Origin of the sequence: Verminephrobacter eiseniae EF01-2, from assembly GCF_000015565.1 — a bacterium.
Taxonomy (GTDB): domain Bacteria; phylum Pseudomonadota; class Gammaproteobacteria; order Burkholderiales; family Burkholderiaceae_C; genus Acidovorax; species Acidovorax eiseniae.
Window position 1 is genome coordinate 3589215 of the sequence record NC_008786.1, and the last position, 17968, is coordinate 3607182.

The following is a 17968-nucleotide window of genomic DNA, read 5'->3' on the forward strand; positions in this document are numbered from 1 at the left end:
TTCTTTTCTGGCGACCAGGCGTGACCGTGATGACATCCCCAGCCGATACGAGCGCATACCGCAGCGAAAAAGACAGCTTCGGACCTATCGATGTGCCCGCCGGGCGCCTGTGGGGGGCGCAGACGCAGCGCTCGCTACAGCATTTTGCGATCTCGGTGGAGCGCATGGCGCCCGAGCTGATCCGGGCGCTGGCCCGGGTCAAGCGCGCCAGCGCCTGTGTCAACCATGCGCTGGGCCTGCTGGATGCGGCCAAGACCCGGGCCATCGTCGCTGCGGCGGACGAGGTGATCGCCGGCGGCCATTGGCAGGAGTTCCCGCTCGTGGTCTGGCAGACCGGCTCGGGCACGCAGACCAACATGAACATGAACGAGGTGCTGGCCAACCGCGCCAGCGAGTTGCTCGGCGGCCCGCGCGGCCAGGCGCGGCTGGTGCACCCGAACGACGAGGTGAACCTGAGCCAGTCGAGCAATGATGTCTTTCCCACGGCCATGCACCTGGCCGCCGCAGACGCGCTGACGCAGCGCCTGCTCCCGGCGCTGCAGGGCCTGCGCAGCAGCTTGGCGGCCAAGGCGCAGGCGTTCTCGGGCATCGTGAAGATCGGCCGCACCCATCTGCAGGACGCGACCCCGCTCACGCTGGGGCAGGAGATATCGGGCTGGGTGGCGCAGTTGCAGCATGGCGATCAGCATCTGCGGGCCGCGCTGCCACACCTGTGTGAACTGGCCCTGGGCGGCACTGCCGTGGGCACCGGGCTGAACGCGCCGGCGGGCTACGCGCAGGCGGTGGCCAAGGAACTGGCCGGCCTGACCGGCCTGCCGCTGGTCACCGCCCCGAACAAGTTCGAGGCCCTGGCCGCTTGTGATGCGCTGGTCCATGCCCATGGCGCACTCAAGACGCTGGCCGCCAGCCTGATGAAGATCGCCAACGATGTGCGCTGGCTGGCCAGCGGGCCGCGCAGCGGCTTGGGCGAGATCACGATTCCCGAGAACGAGCCGGGCTCGTCGATCATGCCCGGCAAGGTCAACCCCACGCAGTGCGAGGCGCTGACCATGCTGTGCGCGCAGGTGCTGGGCAATGACGTGGCCATCAACATCGGCGGCGCCTCGGGCAATTTCGAGCTGAATGTGTTCCGCCCCCTGATCATCCACAACTTTTTGCAGAGCCTGCGGCTGCTGGCCGATGGCATGGCCAGTTTCGACGCGCACTGCGCCGTCGGCATAGCGCCCGCCCAGGCCCGCATCGACGAGTTGCTGGAGCGCTCGCTGATGCTGGTGACGGCCCTGAACCCCCATATCGGCTACGACAAGGCCGCGCAGATCGCCAAAAAAGCCCATGCCGAGGGCAGCAGCCTGCGTGCGGTGGCCCTGGCCTTGGGCCATGTCACGGGCGAGCAGTTCGACCAATGGGTCGTGCCGGCGCAGATGGTGGGGCAGTAAGGCAAAACCCGCGCGCGCCCTGGATGGGGCCGCGACGCCGTCGGCGCGGCACAGACGGGCGCCACGGCATCCCCGGCCTGGGGTGCGCGCCCGCATGTTTCATGCGCCGAAAGCGCTGCGCCCAAGGGATCCAGCAGCAAGGCTGCCTGGGGGTCGCTGTGCGCAGGGATGGACGAACGGGCGCTTCAGTGCCTGTCCGCCGGGTGCGCCATCAGCCGGTCGGTCAATGCAATCGCCAGCGCGCTGAGCAGGAACACCGCATGGATGATGGTCTGCCACATCAGCACCTTGAGGTCATAGTTGGCTGCGTTGATGAAGGTCTTGAGCAGGTGGATCGAACTGATGCCGATGATGGCGGTGGCCAGTTTGACCTTGAGCACCGAGGCGTTGACATGGCTGAGCCACTCGGGCTGGTCGGGGTGGTCTTCCAGGTGCAGGCGTGAGACAAAGGTCTCATACCCGCCGACGATCACCATGATCAGCAGGTTGGAGATCATCACTACATCGATCAGCGCCAGCACCACCAGCATGATGATGGTTTCGTTCAGCGATCGGACCTCGAAATCACTCTTGTAGCCAATGCTCGATACCAGTTGCTGCAGCGCTGCCGTGTTGCCGAAAGCGGCCTCTATCAGGTGCACCAGTTCGACCCAGAAATGGAACACGTACACTGCCTGCGCCAGGATCAGGCCCAGGTACAGCGGCAGTTGCAGCCATCGGCTGGCAAAGATCATCGATGGCAGGGGGCGCAGTGGCGTGACGGGGATGGATTTGGGCAGGGACATGGCACACACAAAAGGGGTTTTCGGGGGTAGGCGCGATTCTAGTGTCGCGTCACCGATCAGATGTCGTAGGCTGCGCGCAGCCATCGGAGCGCAGCGCAAGGCGCATCGCGCAGCCCATACCGAGCTGTATTGGCAAGCGATGCAACGCCGCGATGCGCTTCGATGGCCAGCGCAGACCGACAGATGATCGATGACGCGACACTAGTGTCGCGTCATCGGTCAGAGGTCGCAGGCTGCGCGCATGATCCGATTGCGGCAGCCTCGTTCCAGCGTCCCGGCATTGTCTGTAAGCTGCGTCAGTGGCCTGTAAGTACCGGGTCCGACAGTACCGGCCAATTTTTCTTTGGACCCAGGAGACCATCACCATGAGCGCGCCCACATCTGCCATCGAGTCCGTGCTGATCGAAAACCGCGTATTCCCACCGTCGGACGCCATCGTCAACGCGGCCCGCGTGTCCGGCATGTCCGGCTATGAGGCGCTGTGCGCCGAGGCCGACCAGGATATCGAGGGCTTCTGGGCGCGCCAGGCGCGCAGCCACCTGCAGTGGAGCCGGCCCTTCACCCGCACGCTCGACGCATCGAATGCGCCGTTTTTCCAGTGGTTTGCCGACGGCCAGCTCAATGCCTCGGCCAATTGCCTGGACCGCCATATCGGCACGCCGACCGAGCACAAATGCGCCATCATCTTCGAGGCCGACGATGGCACGGTCACCCGCATCAGCTACCGCGAGCTGCTCGCGCGCGTGGGCCAGTTTGCCAATGCGCTCAAAGCCCATGGCGTGGCCAAGGGCGACCGGGTCCTGATCTACATGCCGATGACCATCGAGGGCGTGATCGCGATGCAGGCTTGCGCCCGCATTGGCGCCACGCACAGCGTGGTGTTTGGCGGCTTCAGCGCCAAGGCCGTGCACGAGCGCATCATCGACGCCGGCGCCGTGGCCGTGATCACTGCCAACTACCAGATGCGTGGCGGCAAGGAACTGCCCCTGAAAGCCATCATCGACCAGGCCCTGGCCCTGGGTGGCTGCGACAGCGTTGGCACCGTCTTCGTCCATCAACGCACTGCCAGCGCCTGCCCGATGCTGGCCGGGCGCGACAAGACCTTTGCCCAGGCGCTCGCGGGCCAGAGCAGCGACTGCGCCGCGCTCGCGCTGGAGGCCGAGCATCCGCTGTTCATCCTGTACACCAGCGGCTCCACCGGCAAGCCCAAGGGCGTGCAGCACAGCACCGGCGGCTATCTGCTGTGGGCCAAGATGACTATGGACTGGACCTTCGACCTGCGCCCGGACGACATCTTCTGGTGCACGGCCGATATCGGCTGGATCACCGGCCACACCTACGTGGCCTATGGCCCGCTGGCCGCAGGCGCGACGCAGATCATCTTCGAGGGCATTCCCACCTTTCCCGACGCGGGGCGCTTTTGGCAGATGATCGAGCGGCACAGGTGCACGATCTTCTACACCGCCCCCACGGCCATCCGCTCGCTGATCAAGGCCGCCGAGGCCGACGCTGCGGTGCACCCGGCGCGCTCGGATCTGAGCAGCCTGCGCATCCTGGGCAGCGTCGGCGAGCCGATCAACCCCGAAGCCTGGATGTGGTACCACAAGAACGTGGGCGGCGAGCGCTGCCCCATCGTCGACACCTTCTGGCAGACCGAAACCGGCGGCCATGTGATCGCGCCGCTGCCCGGCGCCACCCCGCTGGTGCCCGGTAGCTGCACGCTGGCGCTGCCCGGCATCGCGGCCGCCGTGGTCGATGAAACGGGCCACGACATGCCCCACGGCGCGGGCGGCATTCTGGTCATCAAGCGTCCCTGGCCCAGCATGATCCGCACCATCTGGAACGACCCCGAGCGCTTCAAAAAGAGCTACTTCCCGCAGGAGCTCAAAGGCTACTACCTGGCCGGCGACGGCGCCGTGCGCAGCACCGACCGTGGCTACTTTCGCATCACCGGCCGCATCGATGACGTGCTCAACGTCTCAGGCCACCGCATGGGCACGATGGAGATCGAATCGGCCCTGGTGGCCAAGACCGACCTGGTGGCCGAGGCCGCCGTGGTCGGCCGCCCCGACGAGGTGACGGGCGAGGCCATCTGCGCCTTCGTGGTGCTCAAGCGCCTGCGCCCGACCGGCGAAGAGGCCCGGCAAATCGCCAACGAGCTGCGCAACTGGGTGGCCAAGGAAATCGGCCCGATCGCCAAGCCCCGGGACATCCGCTTTGGCGACAACCTGCCCAAGACCCGCAGCGGCAAGATCATGCGCCGCCTGCTGCGCAGCATTGCCAAGGGCGAAGCCATCACGCAAGACACCAGCACGCTGGAGAATCCGGCCATCCTCGATCAATTGGCCCAAATCAACTGAAGGAGACTCTCATGCATTTGCGTTCCATCGTTTTGCTCGTGACCGTGCTGGCCATCGCCGCACTGGCGGCCCTGAACTGGCCCGCGCTGGCCGCTCCCGCCCCGGTATCGCTGGGGCTGATGACGGTGCAAGCCCCGCTGGGGCTGCTGATGCTGGGGCTGACGGTGCTGCTGGGCATCTTCTTTGTCGCCTATGTGCTGACGCTGCAAGGCTCGGTCCTGCTGGAAACCCGCCGCCACACCAAGGAGATGCAGGCCCAGCGCGAGTTGGCCGACAAGGCCGAGGCCTCGCGTTTCACCGAACTGCGCAGCTTTCTGGAGGCACAGCATCAGCAAAGCCACGCGGCATTGCTGGCGCGCATGGACAGCCTGGAGGAGCGCCTGACGGCGCGGGTCCAGGCGTCTGACAACACCACGGCCGCCTATGTGGGCCAGTTGGAGCAGCAACTGCGCGGCCGTTGACGCCGGCGGCACCGGACCGCATCCCGGCGCAAGTGTCGTATCAGTTCTGTTACACTGCCGGCGCGCAGTCCGGCACAGAACACCCGTGGCAGATCACTTTTGCATCAAAACCCAGGCGGCCAGTTTTTTGGCTTCGGCCTCGCTGACCTTTGCGTTGGCCGGCATCGGAACCGGCCCCCAGACGCCGGAACTGCCCTGGGTGATCTTGATGGCCAGTTTGTCCACGGCATCTTTTTGGCCGGCATATTTGGCGGCGACATCCTTGTATGCCGGGCCGACCAGTTTCTTGTCCACGGTGTGGCAGGCCACGCATTGCTTGGCGGTCGCCAGGGCCAGGTCAGCCATTGCGGCGGGCGCGACCGACAGCGCCATGGCAAAAGTGATCAGGATGCGCTTCATCGGTAATTCCTCTGCTTGGTTTGACGGTAGTTACAACTTGCGAAATACACGCCGGCATTGTAGTGACCCGGGCTGACATGCAAGCTTGTCCCAAGTCAATCGATCCAAGCAATCCAATCAATCGTTCATAGCGCTTCCTGGAGATGATGATGTATCTGCTGGCTGTTTCCCTGGTTTTACTGGCACTGAAGTATTTCGAGGTCGCTCCGTTCGCTGCAATGTCCTGGTGGTGGATGCTGGTGCCGTTTGCGCTCACCGCATCGTGGTGGTTCTGGTCTGATTCCTCCGGCTACACGAAACGCAAGGCCCAAGAGAAGATGGACCAGCGCAGGCAGGAGCGCCTCGACAAGCACAAGCGGGCCCTGGGCACCGAGCGCCGCAAGCCGCGCTGAGGCGCCGCCGGTGGCCGCTGCCGGGGGTTGGCGTAGCCGGCTTGCGTGCCGTCTTTGCGCAATGAAAAACGCCCGCAGCGACGAAGTGGCTGCGGGCGTTTTCGCCATGACCGTGAGCGCCTGATCAGTATGCGTCGAGCACCGCGCCTTGGCTGGCGCTCGATGCGTTGAAGGCGAACTTGGCCTGCACGCCGCGTGTGTAGCGCGCAGCGGGGGCCGTCCACCGGGCACGGCGCCGGGCGATTTCTGCCTCAGCCACATTCAATTGCAGCAGCAGTTGGCGGGCGTCGATGGTGATGCTGTCGCCTTCATGCACGAAAGCGATGGTGCCGCCTGCGGCGGCCTCGGGCGCCACATGGCCGACGACCATGCCCCAGGTGCCGCCGGAAAAGCGCCCGTCGGTGATCAGGCCCACGCTTTCTCCCAGGCCGGCGCCGATCAGCGCGCCGGTGGGGGCCAGCATTTCAGGCATGCCGGGGCCGCCCTTGGGCCCCAGGTAGCGCAGCACCATCACGTCGCCGGCCTGGATCTTGCCGTCCAGTATCGCCTGCAGCGCAGATTGCTCGTCGTCGAACACGCGCGCCGGGCCGGTGATGACCGGGTTCTTCAGGCCGGTGATCTTGGCCACGGCCCCTTCGGGGCTGAGGTTGCCCTTGAGGATGGCCAGGTGGCCCTGCGCGTACAGGGGCTGGTCGATGGGGCGGATCACGTTCTGGTCTGCGCGCGGCCGATCGGGCACATCCTTGAGCACTTGGGCCATCGTCTTGCCCTCGATGGTGATGCAGTCGCCATGCAGCAGGCCGGCGTTGAGCAGCAGCTTCATCACCTGCGGGATGCCGCCCGCGCGGTGCAGGTCCACGGCCAGGTATTTGCCGCTGGGCTTGAGGTCGCACAGCACGGGGGTCTTCTGGCGCACGCGCTCGAAGTCGTCGATGCTCCACGGCACGCCTGCCGCATGGGCGATCGCCAGGAAATGCAGCACGGCGTTGGTCGAGCCGCCGGTGGCCATGATCACGGCCACTGCATTCTCGATGGCCTTCCTGGTCACGATGTCGCGCGGCTTGAGGTCGTTGCGGATGGCCTCGATCAGCACCTTGGCCGATGCCTTGGCCGAGTTCGTCTTCTCGTCATGCGGGTTGGCCATGGTCGACGAGTAGGGCAGGCTGATGCCCAGGGCCTCGAACGCGCTGGACATGGTGTTGGCGGTATACATGCCGCCGCAGGAGCCGGTGCCGGGGATGGCGCGCTTTTCGATCTCCCTGAGGTCGTGGTCGCTCAGCTTGCCGGCGGCGTTTTCGCCCACCGCCTCGAACACGCTGACGATATTCAGTTCCCGCCCCTGGTAGTGGCCGGGCAGGATGGTGCCGCCGTACACATAGATTGCGGGCACGTTGGCGCGCAACATGCCCATCAGGCCGCCGGGCATGTTTTTGTCGCAGCCGCCGACCACCAGCACGCCGTCCAGCCACTGGCCGCTGACGCAGGTTTCTATGCAGTCGCTGATGACTTCACGGCTGACCAGGCTGTACTTCATGCCTTCGGTGCCCATGGCCATGCCGTCCGAGATGGTCGGCGTGCCGAACACCTGGGCATTGCCGCCGGCCTCCTCGATGCCCTCGATGGCGGCATCGGTCAGTTTTTGCAGCCCGCTGTTGCAAGGCGTGATGGTGCTGTGGCCATTGGCCACGCCGACCATCGGCTTGACGAAGTCGCCCTCCACGTAGCCCATGGCGTAGTACATGGAGCGGTTGGGTGCGCGCGACTTGCCCTGTGTGATGTTCGCGCTGCGGCGGTTGATAGGCTCGATCGTGGTCGTCTTGTTGTCTGCCATGGTGGTTGCTGGGCGCCTTGCGTTTGCCGGAGTCGATCGGCAATGTGCCGACGAACAGGGCCTGGGCGGCGCCTGTCGTGCCAGCACACTTTCGATGAAAGCTGCGCATGCGGTGGGCGTTCCAATCCTTTCTGTGCGTTGAAAACGTTGAAGTGCCCCCGATTTTCGTGGCGGCTGTTGGTTGGTTGGGGTCAGGCCGGGATGGGCCTGGTTGGCGCGTTGCCTGGTGTCGCGTCATCGGTCATCTGTCGGTCTGCGCTGCGCTGCGATGGCCAGCGCAGCCTACGATATTTGACCGATGACGCGACACTGGCGTAGTTTGCCTGAACCGGCGCCATGCCACGCCTACCATGTCGCTCGCTGGCGCCGCCATTGCGTTCGGAGACATCCGCACTGAAATGCAGGCCCGGGTCATCCGAGCGCCGTTGTCATGATGGGCGCCCCACTTCAAGCCGTGCAGTATGTCGAGCCGTATGAGCGGATACCTGCGCTCTTTTCCGTCACTGTCCTGGGCGAGCGGCCGCACGGCAAGCGCATCGCGAGCGTGCTGCTGGCCACTGTCGGCGTGGTGGCCGTTGCCTGGACCGGCGCCGGCCCGGCGGCCCGTCGAACCCCCGGGGCTTGCCGGGCACAATACCGGCCACCATGCTGATTTACCCCCCCATCGATCCCGTCGCGCTGCAGATCGGCCCGTTGGCCATTCACTGGTATGGCCTGAGCTATCTCGCGGCCTTTGGCCTGTTCATGCTGCTGGGCTGCCGGCGTTTGCGGCACCCGCCTTTTGCCGGCCGCACTGGCCCGGGCGCGTGGTCGCGCAAGGATGTGGAAGACATCCTGTTCCTCGGGGTGGCAGGCGTCGTGCTGGGCGGGCGCCTGGGGTACTGCCTGTTCTACAAGCCGGACTACTACCTCGGTCACCCGCTGGAGGTCTTTGCGCTATGGCAGGGCGGCATGGCCTTTCATGGTGGCCTGCTGGGCGTGATCGTGGCCATGCTGTGGTTTGCCCATTCGCGCCAGCGGCCCTTGCTGCAGGTGGCCGATTTCGTCGCGCCTTGCGTTCCCACCGGGCTGGCAGCCGGGCGCGTGGGCAACTTCATCAACGGCGAGCTCTGGGGACGTTTTGCCAGCCCTGACCTGCCCTGGGGCATGGTGTTTGCGCACAGTGGTTCGATGCAGCCGCGCCATCCGTCACAGGTGTACCAGTTTCTGCTCGAAGGGCTGCTGCTGTTCGTGCTGCTGTGGCTGTATGCGCGCCGTGAGCGCCGCCAGGGCCAGGTGGCGGCGGCCTTTCTGGTCGGCTATGGCGTCTTGCGTTTCATTGCCGAGCAGTTCCGCGAGCCTGATGCGTTCCTGGGCATTTTGGCGCTGGGCATGAGCATGGGCCAGTGGCTGTGCCTGCCGATGATCGCCGGCGGTGTGCTGCTGTGGTGCCGGGCCGCCCGGCGCCGGCCGGCAGTGGCGCGGGGTTCCCGCGCTTGATCAGGCCGGCCAGTGCCAGGCCCGGGCTGATCGCCGCGTGCCCGTCGAGCATGCGCCTGGGCGCCAGGGTGCGAGGTCGCGGCACCTCCAGGCGTTCGGCAACCTGCTTTACCGACAAGCCCGGCGGGGCCGGCACATCCTTGCAGAGCCGCTCTCCGCTCTCCGGGGTGCGGCGGGCCGGGCGCGCTGGTGCGGTGCCGCTGGGAACGCGCAGCACAGGCGCTCAACACTCGGCAATGTTCACGGCCAAGCCGCCGCGTGCGGTTTCCTTGTATTTGGTCAGCATGTCGGCGCCGGTTTCGCGCATGGTCTTGATGACCTTGTCCAGGCTCACATGGTGTGTGCCGTCGCCATGCAGGGCCATGCGGGCGGCGTTGATGGCCTTGACCGAGGCGATGGCGTTGCGTTCGATGCAGGGTATTTGCACCAGGCCGCCGACCGGGTCGCAGGTCAGGCCCAGGTGGTGCTCCATGCCGATCTCGGCGGCGTTTTCCACCTGTTCCGGCCGCCCGCCCATGACCGCGCACAGGGCTGCAGCGGCCATCGAGCAGGCCACCCCGACCTCGCCCTGGCAGCCGACTTCGGCGCCGGACAGGGAGGCGTTTTCCTTGTACAACATGCCGATTGCGGCGGCGGTCAGCAGGAAGTCGATGACACCGGCGCTGCTGGCGCTGGCGACAAACCACCGGGTGTAGTAGTGCAGCACGGCCGGTACGATGCCCGCAGCACCGTTGGTGGGCGCGGTGACGACCCGGCCGCCGGCGGCGTTTTCTTCGTTCACCGCCAGCGCGTAGAGGTTCACCCAGTCGAGCACCTGCAGCGGATCGCCGGCGCCGCCAATGCCGCCAATGCCGCTTGCCCCAGGCCCCGAGGCCGCGTGGGCACAGAGTTTGTCGTGCAGGTCGGCGGCACGCCGTTTGACCTTGAAGCCGCCCGGCAATATGCCTTGGGTGCGGCAGCCGCGAGCCACGCAGTCCTGCATCACGGCCCAGATGCGCAGCAGGCCGGCGTCGATCTCGGCGTCGCTGCGCCAGTGGCGTTCGTTCGCGCGCATCAGGCCGGCAATCGACAGGCCGCTGGCCTGGCAGCGCCGCAGCAGTTCGTCGCCGCTGTGAAAGGGGTGGGGCAAAACGCTGGTGTCGGGAACCAGCAGTTTGTGCTTCTGGCCGTCGGCTGCCGCTTCGTCGCTGACCACGAAGCCGCCGCCCACCGAGTAGTAGCAGCGGTTGAGCAGTTCGCTGCCCGCTGCGTCGTAGGCCAGGCAGCGCATGCCGTTCGGGTGGAAGGCCAGGGTCTCGCGGCGGTAGAAGGCCAGGTGGGCTTTTTCATTGAACGCCATCGGCTGCAAACCCGCCAGGCGCAGTTGGCCGGTGCTGCGGATGCGTTCGAGCAGCGCGCCGATGGCCTCCACGTCGATGCTTTCAGGGTCGTGGCCTTCGAGGCCGAGCAGCACGGCCTTGTCGCTGCCATGGCCTTTGCCGGTCGAGCCCAGGGAGCCATACAGCTTGACCTCGACGCGGGCGCAGGAGGCCAGCAGCCCTTGGTGCCGCAGGCGCTCGGCGAACAGGCGCGCGGCGCGCATCGGCCCCACGGTGTGGGAACTGCTCGGCCCGATGCCGATCTTGAAGATGTCGAATACGCTGACGGCCATGGGCTATGGGTGCCGGATTCAGCGCTGCACGCTCTTGTATTGGGGATGCACGAAGTAGGGCATGTCGGAGCGGGGCAGGGGCGTTTTGCCGCAGATGGTGTCGGCCAGTTTTTCGGCCAGCATGATGGTCGGCGCGTTCAGGTTGCCGCTGACCACATCGGGCATGATCGATGCGTCGACCACGCGCAGTCCGGCCACGCCGTGCACGCGCGCGCTGCCATCGGTGACGGCCCACTCGTCGCTGCCCATGCGGCAGCTGCATGAAGGGTGCAGGGCGCTTTCGCCATGGGCGCGGATATGGGCGTCGATCTCGGCGTCGGTTTGCACGGCGTCGGTCGGGCAGACTGCCCGGCCCCGGAACCGGTCAAAGGCCGGCTGCGCAAAAATCTCGCGCGTCAGGCGGATGCCGGCGCGCATTTCCTTGCGGTCCTGCTCGGTCGCCATGTAGTTGAACAGGATCTGCGGCGGCTCTTTGGGGTCGGCGCTGCGCAGCCGGACATGGCCCCGGCTGGTCGGCCGCATCGGCCCCACATGGGCCTGGAAACCGTGGAAGCTGGCCGGCGCGCTGCCGTCGTAGCTGATCGCCATCGGCAGGAAGTGGTATTGCAAGTCGGGGTGCCGAACCCCGGCTGCGCTACGGATGAAGCCGCCCGATTCGAAGTGGTTCGTCGCCCCCAGCCCGGTGCCCTGGAGCAGCCACTGTGCGCCGATCCTGAGCTTGGCGCGCCAATTCATGGCGCCGTACAGCGTAATCGGTTCCTTGCAGGCGTACTGCACATAGGTTTCCAGGTGATCTTGCAGGTTGGCCCCGACGCCGCGCAGCGGTGCCAGCACTGCAATGCCCAGGTGGCGCAGCGCATCGGGGTCGCCGATGCCCGACAGTTGCAGCAGTTGTGGCGAGTTGATCGCGCCGCCGCACAGTATCACTTCGCGGCTGGCGCGCAGCAGGTCGATGCGCTGGCCGTTGACGACTTGCACACCGATGGCGCGCGGCGGGCTGCTGCCAGGCTCGAACGCCACGCGGGCCACCAGCGCGCGGGTGCGCACCTGCAGATTGGGGCGCTTCATCGCCGGTCGCAGGTAGGCCACGGCAGCGCTGCAGCGCCGGCCCTTGTGGACCGTCATGTCCATCGGCCCCAGGCCCTCCTGGCGATAGCCGTTCATGTCGTCGGTGTAGGCGTAGCCGGCCTGTTGCCCGGCTTCGATGAAGGCGCTGTACAGCGGGTTGCGGCAGGCGCCGGTGGACACCTTCAGCGGGCCGCTGTCGCCCCGGTAAGCATCGCCACCCCGGGCCCGGTGTTCGGCCTTGCGAAAGTATGGCAGGCAATCGGCATAGGACCAGTTGGCCAGCCCCGGGCGACTGGCCCAGCCCTCGTAGTCCAGCGCGTGGCCACGGATGTAGACCATGCCGTTGATCGACGAGGAGCCGCCCAGCACCCGCCCCCTTGGGCAATACATGGAGCGCTGGTCCATGAAAGGCTCGGGATCGGTGTGGTAGTACCAGTTGTACCGGTCATTGGCCAGCGGGTAGGCGAATGCCGAAGGCATATGGATGAACAGGCTGTGGTCGGCAGGGCCGGCTTCCAGCACCAAGACCCGCAACTGCGGGTCTTCGGTCAGGCGGTTGGCCAGCACGCACCCTGCGGAGCCGGCACCTACGATGATGTAGTCGAAAAAATCGGTGGTCATGGCCTTGCATCGGTCGCCGCAAGGCCGACCTGGCCTCTTGGGTCATTGCCGTCTGGCTGTCTGGCTGATGGGGGTCGGGTGCTGCGCCGAGGGCCGGCGCAGCACGCTGGCGCGGTTCAATGCTTGATCAGCACGCCATGCGGGTCGATGACGAATTTCTTCGGCGCTCCCGCGTCGAACTCGGCGTAGCCCATCGGCGCCTGATCCAGCGTGATCACTTGCACGCCCACCACATCGGCGATCTGTATGCGATCCCAGAGGATGGCCTGCATCAGCGCGCGGTTGTATTTCATCACCGGTGTCTGGCCGGTAAAAAAGCTGTGCGACTTGGCCCAACCCAGCCCCAGGCGGATGCTGAGCGCGCCATGCTGCGCGGCCTTGTCGACAGCGCCCGGGTCTTCGGTGACGTACAGGCCGGGGATGCCGATCTTGCCGGCCGCGCGCGTGACTTCCATCAATGAATTGAGGACCGTGGCCGGGGCCTCGGCTTGCGAGCCCGCGTGGCCATGGCCGCGCGCCTCGAAACCCACCGCGTCGACGGCGCAGTCGACTTCCGGTGTGCCCAGGATCTGCGCGATTTGTTCGGCCAGCGTGGCGTCCCTGGACAGGTCGACGGTCTGAAAGCCCACTTTGCGCGCATGTTCCAGGCGTGCCGGATTGACATCGCCGACGATGACCACCGCCGCACCCAGCAGCCGGGCCGATGCGGCGGCGGCCAGGCCGACAGGCCCGGCCCCGGCCACGTACACCGTGCTGCCCGGGCCTACCCCGGCCGTCACCACGCCGTGGTAGCCGGTGGGCAGAATGTCGGACAGGCAGGTCAGGTCGCGGATTTTCTCGATCGCCTGTGCGCGGTCGGGGAACTTGAGCAAGTTGAAGTCGGCGTAAGGCACCATCACATATTCGGCCTGCCCGCCGATCCAGCCGCCCATGTCGACATAGCCATAGGCGCCGCCGGCCCGCGACGGGTTGACGCTCAGGCACACGCCGGTGTGTTGCTCCTTGCAACTGCGGCAGCGCCCGCAGGCGACGTTGAACGGCACCGACACGATGTCGCCCGGCGTCAGCATCTGCACATCGCGGCCCACTTCGAGCACCTCGCCGGTGATCTCATGGCCCAGCACCAGCCCGGCCGGCGCGGTGGTGCGCCCGCGCACCATATGCTGGTCCGATCCGCAAATGTTGGTGCTCAGCACCTTCAGGATCACGCCATGCTCGGCGCGGCGACCCGCAGGGTCGATCAGTTCGGGAAAGGCGATCGACTGCACCTCGACCTGGCCCTGGCGCAAATAAACGACACCGCGATTCGTTGGCATTTCATGTCCCCTTTTGGTTGGTTGGTTGGTGTGAAAAGAATCAGTTTTTCAGCGCCGCCGTGACGGCGGGCAGACCTTCCTGGCCGGAGAAGGTCTTGACGCCATCGAGCCATTCGCCCAGCGGGGCGGGGTTTTTCTTCAGATAGGCCCGGGCGGCATCACTGGGCTTGACCTTTTCGAGGATGTCCAGCATCACCGCATTTTCGATGTCGGTGGTAAAGCGCAGATTCTTCAGCAAGCGCGCGACATTCGGGCAGCGTGCCTCGTAGTCGGGCGGCAGCGCCGTGAAGACCTTGGCCTCGCCCAGGTTGGGGCCAAACACGGCATCGCCGCCTTGCAGGTATTTCATCTTCATCTGCACATTCATCGGATGCGGCTCCCAGCCCAGAAAGACGATGGCCTTGCCGCTGCGCGCTGCGCGCTGGACTTCGGCCAGCATGCCGGCTTCGCTGGACTCCACCAGTTTGAAGCCCTTCAGGCCATATTCGTTTTTGTCGATCATGCCCTGCATCAGCGCGTTGCCGTCGTTGCCAGGCTCGATGCCGTAGAGCTTGCCGTCCAACTCTTTGTGGAACTTGGCGATGTCGGTGAAGGTCTTGAGCCCCTTGTCGTACAGATAGGCCGGAACCGCCAGTGTGTACTTGGCGCCGACCAGGTTGGGCCGGTCGAGCACCTTGATCTGCCCGGCCTTGACGAAAGGCTCGATGATGGGCGTCATGCTGGGAAACCAGTAGCCCAGGAAGGCGTCGATCTGCTTGGACTTGATGCCGGTGAACGCGATCGGCAACGAGGCGATCGTCACGCTCGGCTGGTAGCCCAGCCCTTCGAGCACCACCGAGGCCAGCCCGGTCGTGGCCGCGATATCGCTCCAGCCCACATCGGCAAAACGCACGGTCTTGCAACTGGCGGGCTCCGCTGCAGCCGCTTGCGCCAGCGGCGCGCACAGCATGACCAAGCCGAGGAAACCGGAAAGGGCAAAGCGCTTTGTCATGGGGCGGTCTTCGTAAAAGTCAGTGCTCGCAGGCGACGGCAGGTGCGCTCCGCACTGTCACAGGTTGGCGCGACAAAGATTGACCGGAGGCGACATGAATTTGTCCGTGGCCGGCAATGTCGACGCTATCGGTTGCCAGCGGGCCATCAGCGCCATCCTCGACCACGACGCCAGCGCGGCGAACACCCCGGGCGCGCTGATTCTTGCGCCCGCCACCGGCCGGTGAACGACGGCGAACCGGCCCCTGGAATCGGCGCTGCGATTTCTCTGCGCTGCCTGTGATTACTGTGGGGATTTGTTTCCCGGCGATGTTTTGACAATTCTTGGTTGTATGCTGGCAGTCCGGCCTGGACCACCGGCCTGCCCCGTCCGAATCAGAGGTTTCAGAGCGCTGCGATGACAACCGAACTGTCGACCGACCCTCTTTCCCCTGCCGGAGAGGGGGCCATGGATTCCATTGCGCAAGCGCGTCTGCAAGCCCTGGTGGATGCGGTGCCGGTGGCCTTGATGGAGTTTCGCTTGCAGGGCGAGCGGCTGCGCTTGCGCGGGGCCAATGCCGCAGCCCGCCGCATGCCCGGCCTGGGCGCAGTGCGCAGCCCGGGCGCGGATGCCAGCGAGGTGTTCGACCAGTTGGCAGACACCCCCTTGATGGACCAGTTGTATGGCGTGGTGCGCGTGGGCGCATTGCTCGAATGCCGCCAGGTGGTGCGCGAGCCTGGCCGGCTGCTGCTGGCCTGGGACCTGACGGCCCGCCGCGTCGCCCGTGACGGCATCATGGTCACGGTGCGCGATGCCTCCGAAGCCGAAACCCTGCGCACCGCGCTGGCGGCGTCCGAGCGCTCGCTGGAGGAGGTGCGGCGCGATCTGCGGGAGCAGACCGAGGTCTTCGACACCATGGAAAGCCTGGCGCGCGCAGGCCACTGGCGCCGCATCGAAGACCCGGGCGAGACCGTGCTGCTGTGGTCCCCCGGTTTGTGCGCGATCGCCGGGTTCGAGCAGCAGGAATGGGTCGACCCCGAGCGTGCCGTCAGCGGCATCCTGCCCGAAGACCGCCATGTGTTTCGCCAACTGCGCGAGCGCGATGGACGCGGCGAACGCGGCCTGGACGCGGAATACCGCTGGCGCCGCCCCGACGGCCAAGTGCGCTGGATGCGCACGCGTTTGCAGCGCACGCTGCCGCGCGACGGGGTGCGGGTGGTGATGGGCGTGGTGCAGGACGTGACCGACGAGCACCGGGCCGCAGAGCAGTTGCGCGAGCAACTGCTGTTCATCCAGCGCATTGCCAGCCGCATACCCGGTTTCATCTACGAGTTTCGGCTGCATTCCGACGGCGCGACCAGCGTGCAGTACATCAGCGATGCGGTGCGCGAATTCATGGGGGTCGAACCCCGGGAGGTCACGGCCGACCACGGCGTGCTGATGCTGCGCGTGCTGGCCCAAGACCGGCCGCAGGTGCGGCGCTCGGCGATCACCTCGGTGCGCAAGCTGGTTCCCTGGCAATGCGAGTACCGCGTGTGCATGTCCGACGGCAGTGTGCGCTGGCACATGACCAATGCCATCCCGCACCGCGAGCCTGACGGCTCGGTGGTCTCGCATGGCTTCACGATGGACATCACCGACCGCAAACTGGCCGAGCAGGAGATCGAGCGCCTGGCGTTCTACGACGCGCTGACCGGCCTGCCCAACCGGCGCCTGCTGCTCGACCGGCTGCAACGCAGCATCGCCACCTGCCAGCGCACGCACAAACTGGGCGCGCTGCTGTTCATCGACCTGGACAACTTCAAAGACCTCAACGACACCCTGGGCCACGACATGGGCGACCAACTGCTGGCGCAGGTCGCCACCCGCCTGGTGGCCAGCGTGCGCGCCGCCGACACCGTGGCCCGCTTCGGCGGCGACGAATTCGTCGTCATGCTCGAAGCCCTGGCACCCGACCTGCGCAGCGCCACCGCGCAGGCCGAAATGGTGGCCGACAAACTGCTGGCCAGCCTGAACCAGCCCTTCGCGCTCGACGGCGGCCAGCACTACAGCACGCTGAGCATCGGCGTGACGCTGTTTGGCGAGCAGCGCCTGTCGGTCGACGAACTGCTCAAGCGCGCCGACCTGGCGCTGTACCAGGCCAAGGCCGCAGGCCGCAACACCCAGCGCTTCTTCGACCCGGACATGCAGGCCGCCGTCAACGCCCGCTCCAACCTGGAGGCCGACCTGCGCCAGGGCCTGGCGCGCGCCGAACTGCTGGTGTACTACCAGCCGGTGGTCGACCACCAGGCGCGCCTGATGGGCGCCGAAGCCCTGGTGCGCTGGCGCCACCCGCAGCGCGGCATGATCGGCCCGGCAGACTTCATCCCGCTGGCCGAGCAGACCGGGCTGATCCTGCCGCTGGGCCAGTATGTGCTGCAAACCGCCTGCGCGCAGTTGCAGCGCTGGAGCCGGCACCCGGACACCGCCGGGCTGTCGATCTCGGTGAACGTCAGCGCCCGGCAATTTCGGCAACCGGGCTTTGTCGCGCAGGTGCTGCACCAGCTCAAAAGCCACGGCGCCGACCCGCGCAGACTCAAGCTGGAGCTGACCGAAAGCCTGCTGCTGGGCGACATCGAAGACACCATCGCCCGCATGGCGCAGCTCAAGAGCGAAGGCGTGGGCTTTGCGCTGGACGACTTCGGCACCGGCTACTCCAGCCTGAGTTACCTCAAGCGCCTGCCGCTGGACCAGATCAAGATCGACCAGAGCTTCGTGCGCGAGGTGCTGGCCGACCCGAACGACGCGGCCATCGTGCGCACCATCCTGGCGCTGGCCAAGAGCCTGGACCTGCAAGTGGTGGCCGAAGGGGTCGAGACCACCGGACAGTTGTCGTTCCTGCAACTGCATGGCTGCGAAGGGTTTCAGGGCTATCTGTTCGGCCGGCCCGGGCCGGTGGCGGATATCGATGCCTTCCTGCACCCTGCCGGCTGATCCTGGTGTCGCGTCATCGGTCCACTGTCGGTCGGCGCTGGCCATCGGAGCGCAGCGCAGCGTTGCATCGCTTGCCAATACGCTCGGTATGGGCTGCGCGCTGCGCTCCGATGGCTGCGCGCAGCCTGCGGCATCTGACCGATGACGCGACACTGGCACGCCGTCAGGGTATTCCTTTGCCGTCGTGGCGGCGCACAATCCCTAGAATATATTGCACTGCAATATA

At 66.2% G+C, this 17968-nt stretch carries 16 protein-coding genes; 8 read left to right on the top strand and 8 right to left on the bottom strand.

Features of this window, described 5'->3' with window-relative positions:
* Positions 1 to 29 precede the first annotated feature (29 nt).
* The gene (fumC, locus tag VEIS_RS15645) at positions 30 to 1436 is read left to right on the top strand and encodes a class II fumarate hydratase (protein WP_011810937.1); all 1407 of its coding nucleotides are present in this window, start codon (positions 30 to 32) and stop codon (positions 1434 to 1436) included.
* A gap of 185 nt (positions 1437 to 1621) precedes the next feature.
* On the opposite strand, the gene VEIS_RS15650 is transcribed toward fumC, so the two are convergent.
* Together VEIS_RS15650 and VEIS_RS26550 are read right to left on the bottom strand one after the other, a co-directional pair.
* Positions 1622 to 2221, bottom strand: coding sequence for a TIGR00645 family protein (locus tag VEIS_RS15650; protein WP_041950090.1), 600 nt, complete (start codon positions 2219 to 2221; stop codon positions 1622 to 1624).
* Positions 2222 to 2270: 49 nt separating this feature from the next.
* On the bottom strand, positions 2271 to 2423 hold the full coding sequence (locus VEIS_RS26550; protein WP_157048417.1) for a hypothetical protein: 153 nt from the start codon (positions 2421 to 2423) through the stop codon (positions 2271 to 2273).
* 163 nt (positions 2424 to 2586) lie between these two features.
* Here VEIS_RS26550 and acs point away from each other — a divergent pair, with 163 nt between their 5' ends.
* Together acs and VEIS_RS15660 are read left to right on the top strand one after the other, a co-directional pair.
* Positions 2587 to 4581, top strand: coding sequence for an acetate--CoA ligase (acs, locus tag VEIS_RS15655; RefSeq protein WP_011810940.1), 1995 nt, complete (start codon positions 2587 to 2589; stop codon positions 4579 to 4581).
* Positions 4582 to 4592: 11 nt separating this feature from the next.
* Entirely contained in the window at positions 4593 to 5042 is a 450-nt protein-coding gene (locus VEIS_RS15660; RefSeq protein ID WP_011810941.1) for a hypothetical protein, read from the top strand.
* 93 nt (positions 5043 to 5135) lie between these two features.
* On the opposite strand, the gene VEIS_RS15665 is transcribed toward VEIS_RS15660, so the two are convergent.
* Positions 5136 to 5441, bottom strand: coding sequence for a c-type cytochrome (locus VEIS_RS15665; protein WP_011810942.1), 306 nt, complete (start codon positions 5439 to 5441; stop codon positions 5136 to 5138).
* Between the two features lie 149 nt (positions 5442 to 5590).
* Between VEIS_RS15665 and VEIS_RS15670 the strand changes: the two genes are divergently transcribed.
* Positions 5591 to 5833: a TIGR04438 family Trp-rich protein gene (locus tag VEIS_RS15670; RefSeq protein ID WP_011810943.1), complete on the top strand. Its 243-nt coding sequence runs from the start codon at positions 5591 to 5593 to the stop codon at positions 5831 to 5833.
* Positions 5834 to 5957: 124 nt separating this feature from the next.
* Here the strand turns inward: VEIS_RS15670 and ilvD are convergent, their stop codons facing one another.
* The gene (ilvD, locus tag VEIS_RS15675; protein ID WP_011810944.1) at positions 5958 to 7664 is read right to left on the bottom strand and encodes a dihydroxy-acid dehydratase; all 1707 of its coding nucleotides are present in this window, start codon (positions 7662 to 7664) and stop codon (positions 5958 to 5960) included.
* Positions 7665 to 8097: 433 nt separating this feature from the next.
* Between ilvD and VEIS_RS30650 the strand changes: the two genes are divergently transcribed.
* Positions 8098 to 8316, top strand: a complete 219-nt coding sequence (locus VEIS_RS30650; RefSeq protein ID WP_232287714.1) for a nucleotide-sugar transporter family protein — start codon at positions 8098 to 8100, stop codon at positions 8314 to 8316.
* Positions 8310 to 9143, top strand: coding sequence for a prolipoprotein diacylglyceryl transferase (gene lgt / locus VEIS_RS15680; RefSeq protein WP_011810946.1), 834 nt, complete (start codon positions 8310 to 8312; stop codon positions 9141 to 9143). Before VEIS_RS30650 ends, lgt begins: the two co-directional genes overlap by 7 nt.
* A gap of 223 nt (positions 9144 to 9366) precedes the next feature.
* Here the strand turns inward: lgt and VEIS_RS15685 are convergent, their stop codons facing one another.
* The 4 genes from VEIS_RS15685 to VEIS_RS15700 all read right to left on the bottom strand — a co-directional run bounded on the left by VEIS_RS15685 (position 9367) and on the right by VEIS_RS15700 (position 14790).
* Entirely contained in the window at positions 9367 to 10794 is a 1428-nt protein-coding gene (locus VEIS_RS15685; protein ID WP_011810947.1) for an L-serine ammonia-lyase, read from the bottom strand.
* 18 nt (positions 10795 to 10812) lie between these two features.
* On the bottom strand, positions 10813 to 12483 hold the full coding sequence (gene betA, locus VEIS_RS15690; RefSeq protein WP_011810948.1) for a choline dehydrogenase: 1671 nt from the start codon (positions 12481 to 12483) through the stop codon (positions 10813 to 10815).
* Between the two features lie 116 nt (positions 12484 to 12599).
* Complete coding sequence (gene fdhA / locus VEIS_RS15695; RefSeq protein ID WP_011810949.1) at positions 12600 to 13799, bottom strand: formaldehyde dehydrogenase, glutathione-independent; 1200 nt, start codon at positions 13797 to 13799, stop codon at positions 12600 to 12602.
* Positions 13800 to 13839: 40 nt separating this feature from the next.
* The gene (locus VEIS_RS15700) at positions 13840 to 14790 is read right to left on the bottom strand and encodes a choline ABC transporter substrate-binding protein (RefSeq protein ID WP_011810950.1); all 951 of its coding nucleotides are present in this window, start codon (positions 14788 to 14790) and stop codon (positions 13840 to 13842) included.
* A 94-nt stretch (positions 14791 to 14884) separates the two neighbouring features.
* Between VEIS_RS15700 and VEIS_RS31190 the strand changes: the two genes are divergently transcribed.
* Both VEIS_RS31190 and VEIS_RS15705 read left to right on the top strand, forming a co-directional pair.
* Positions 14885 to 15016, top strand: a complete 132-nt coding sequence (locus VEIS_RS31190; protein WP_265259678.1) for a hypothetical protein — start codon at positions 14885 to 14887, stop codon at positions 15014 to 15016.
* 170 nt (positions 15017 to 15186) lie between these two features.
* Entirely contained in the window at positions 15187 to 17742 is a 2556-nt protein-coding gene (locus VEIS_RS15705; protein WP_011810952.1) for a sensor domain-containing protein, read from the top strand.
* Positions 17743 to 17968: the final 226 nt, after the last annotated feature.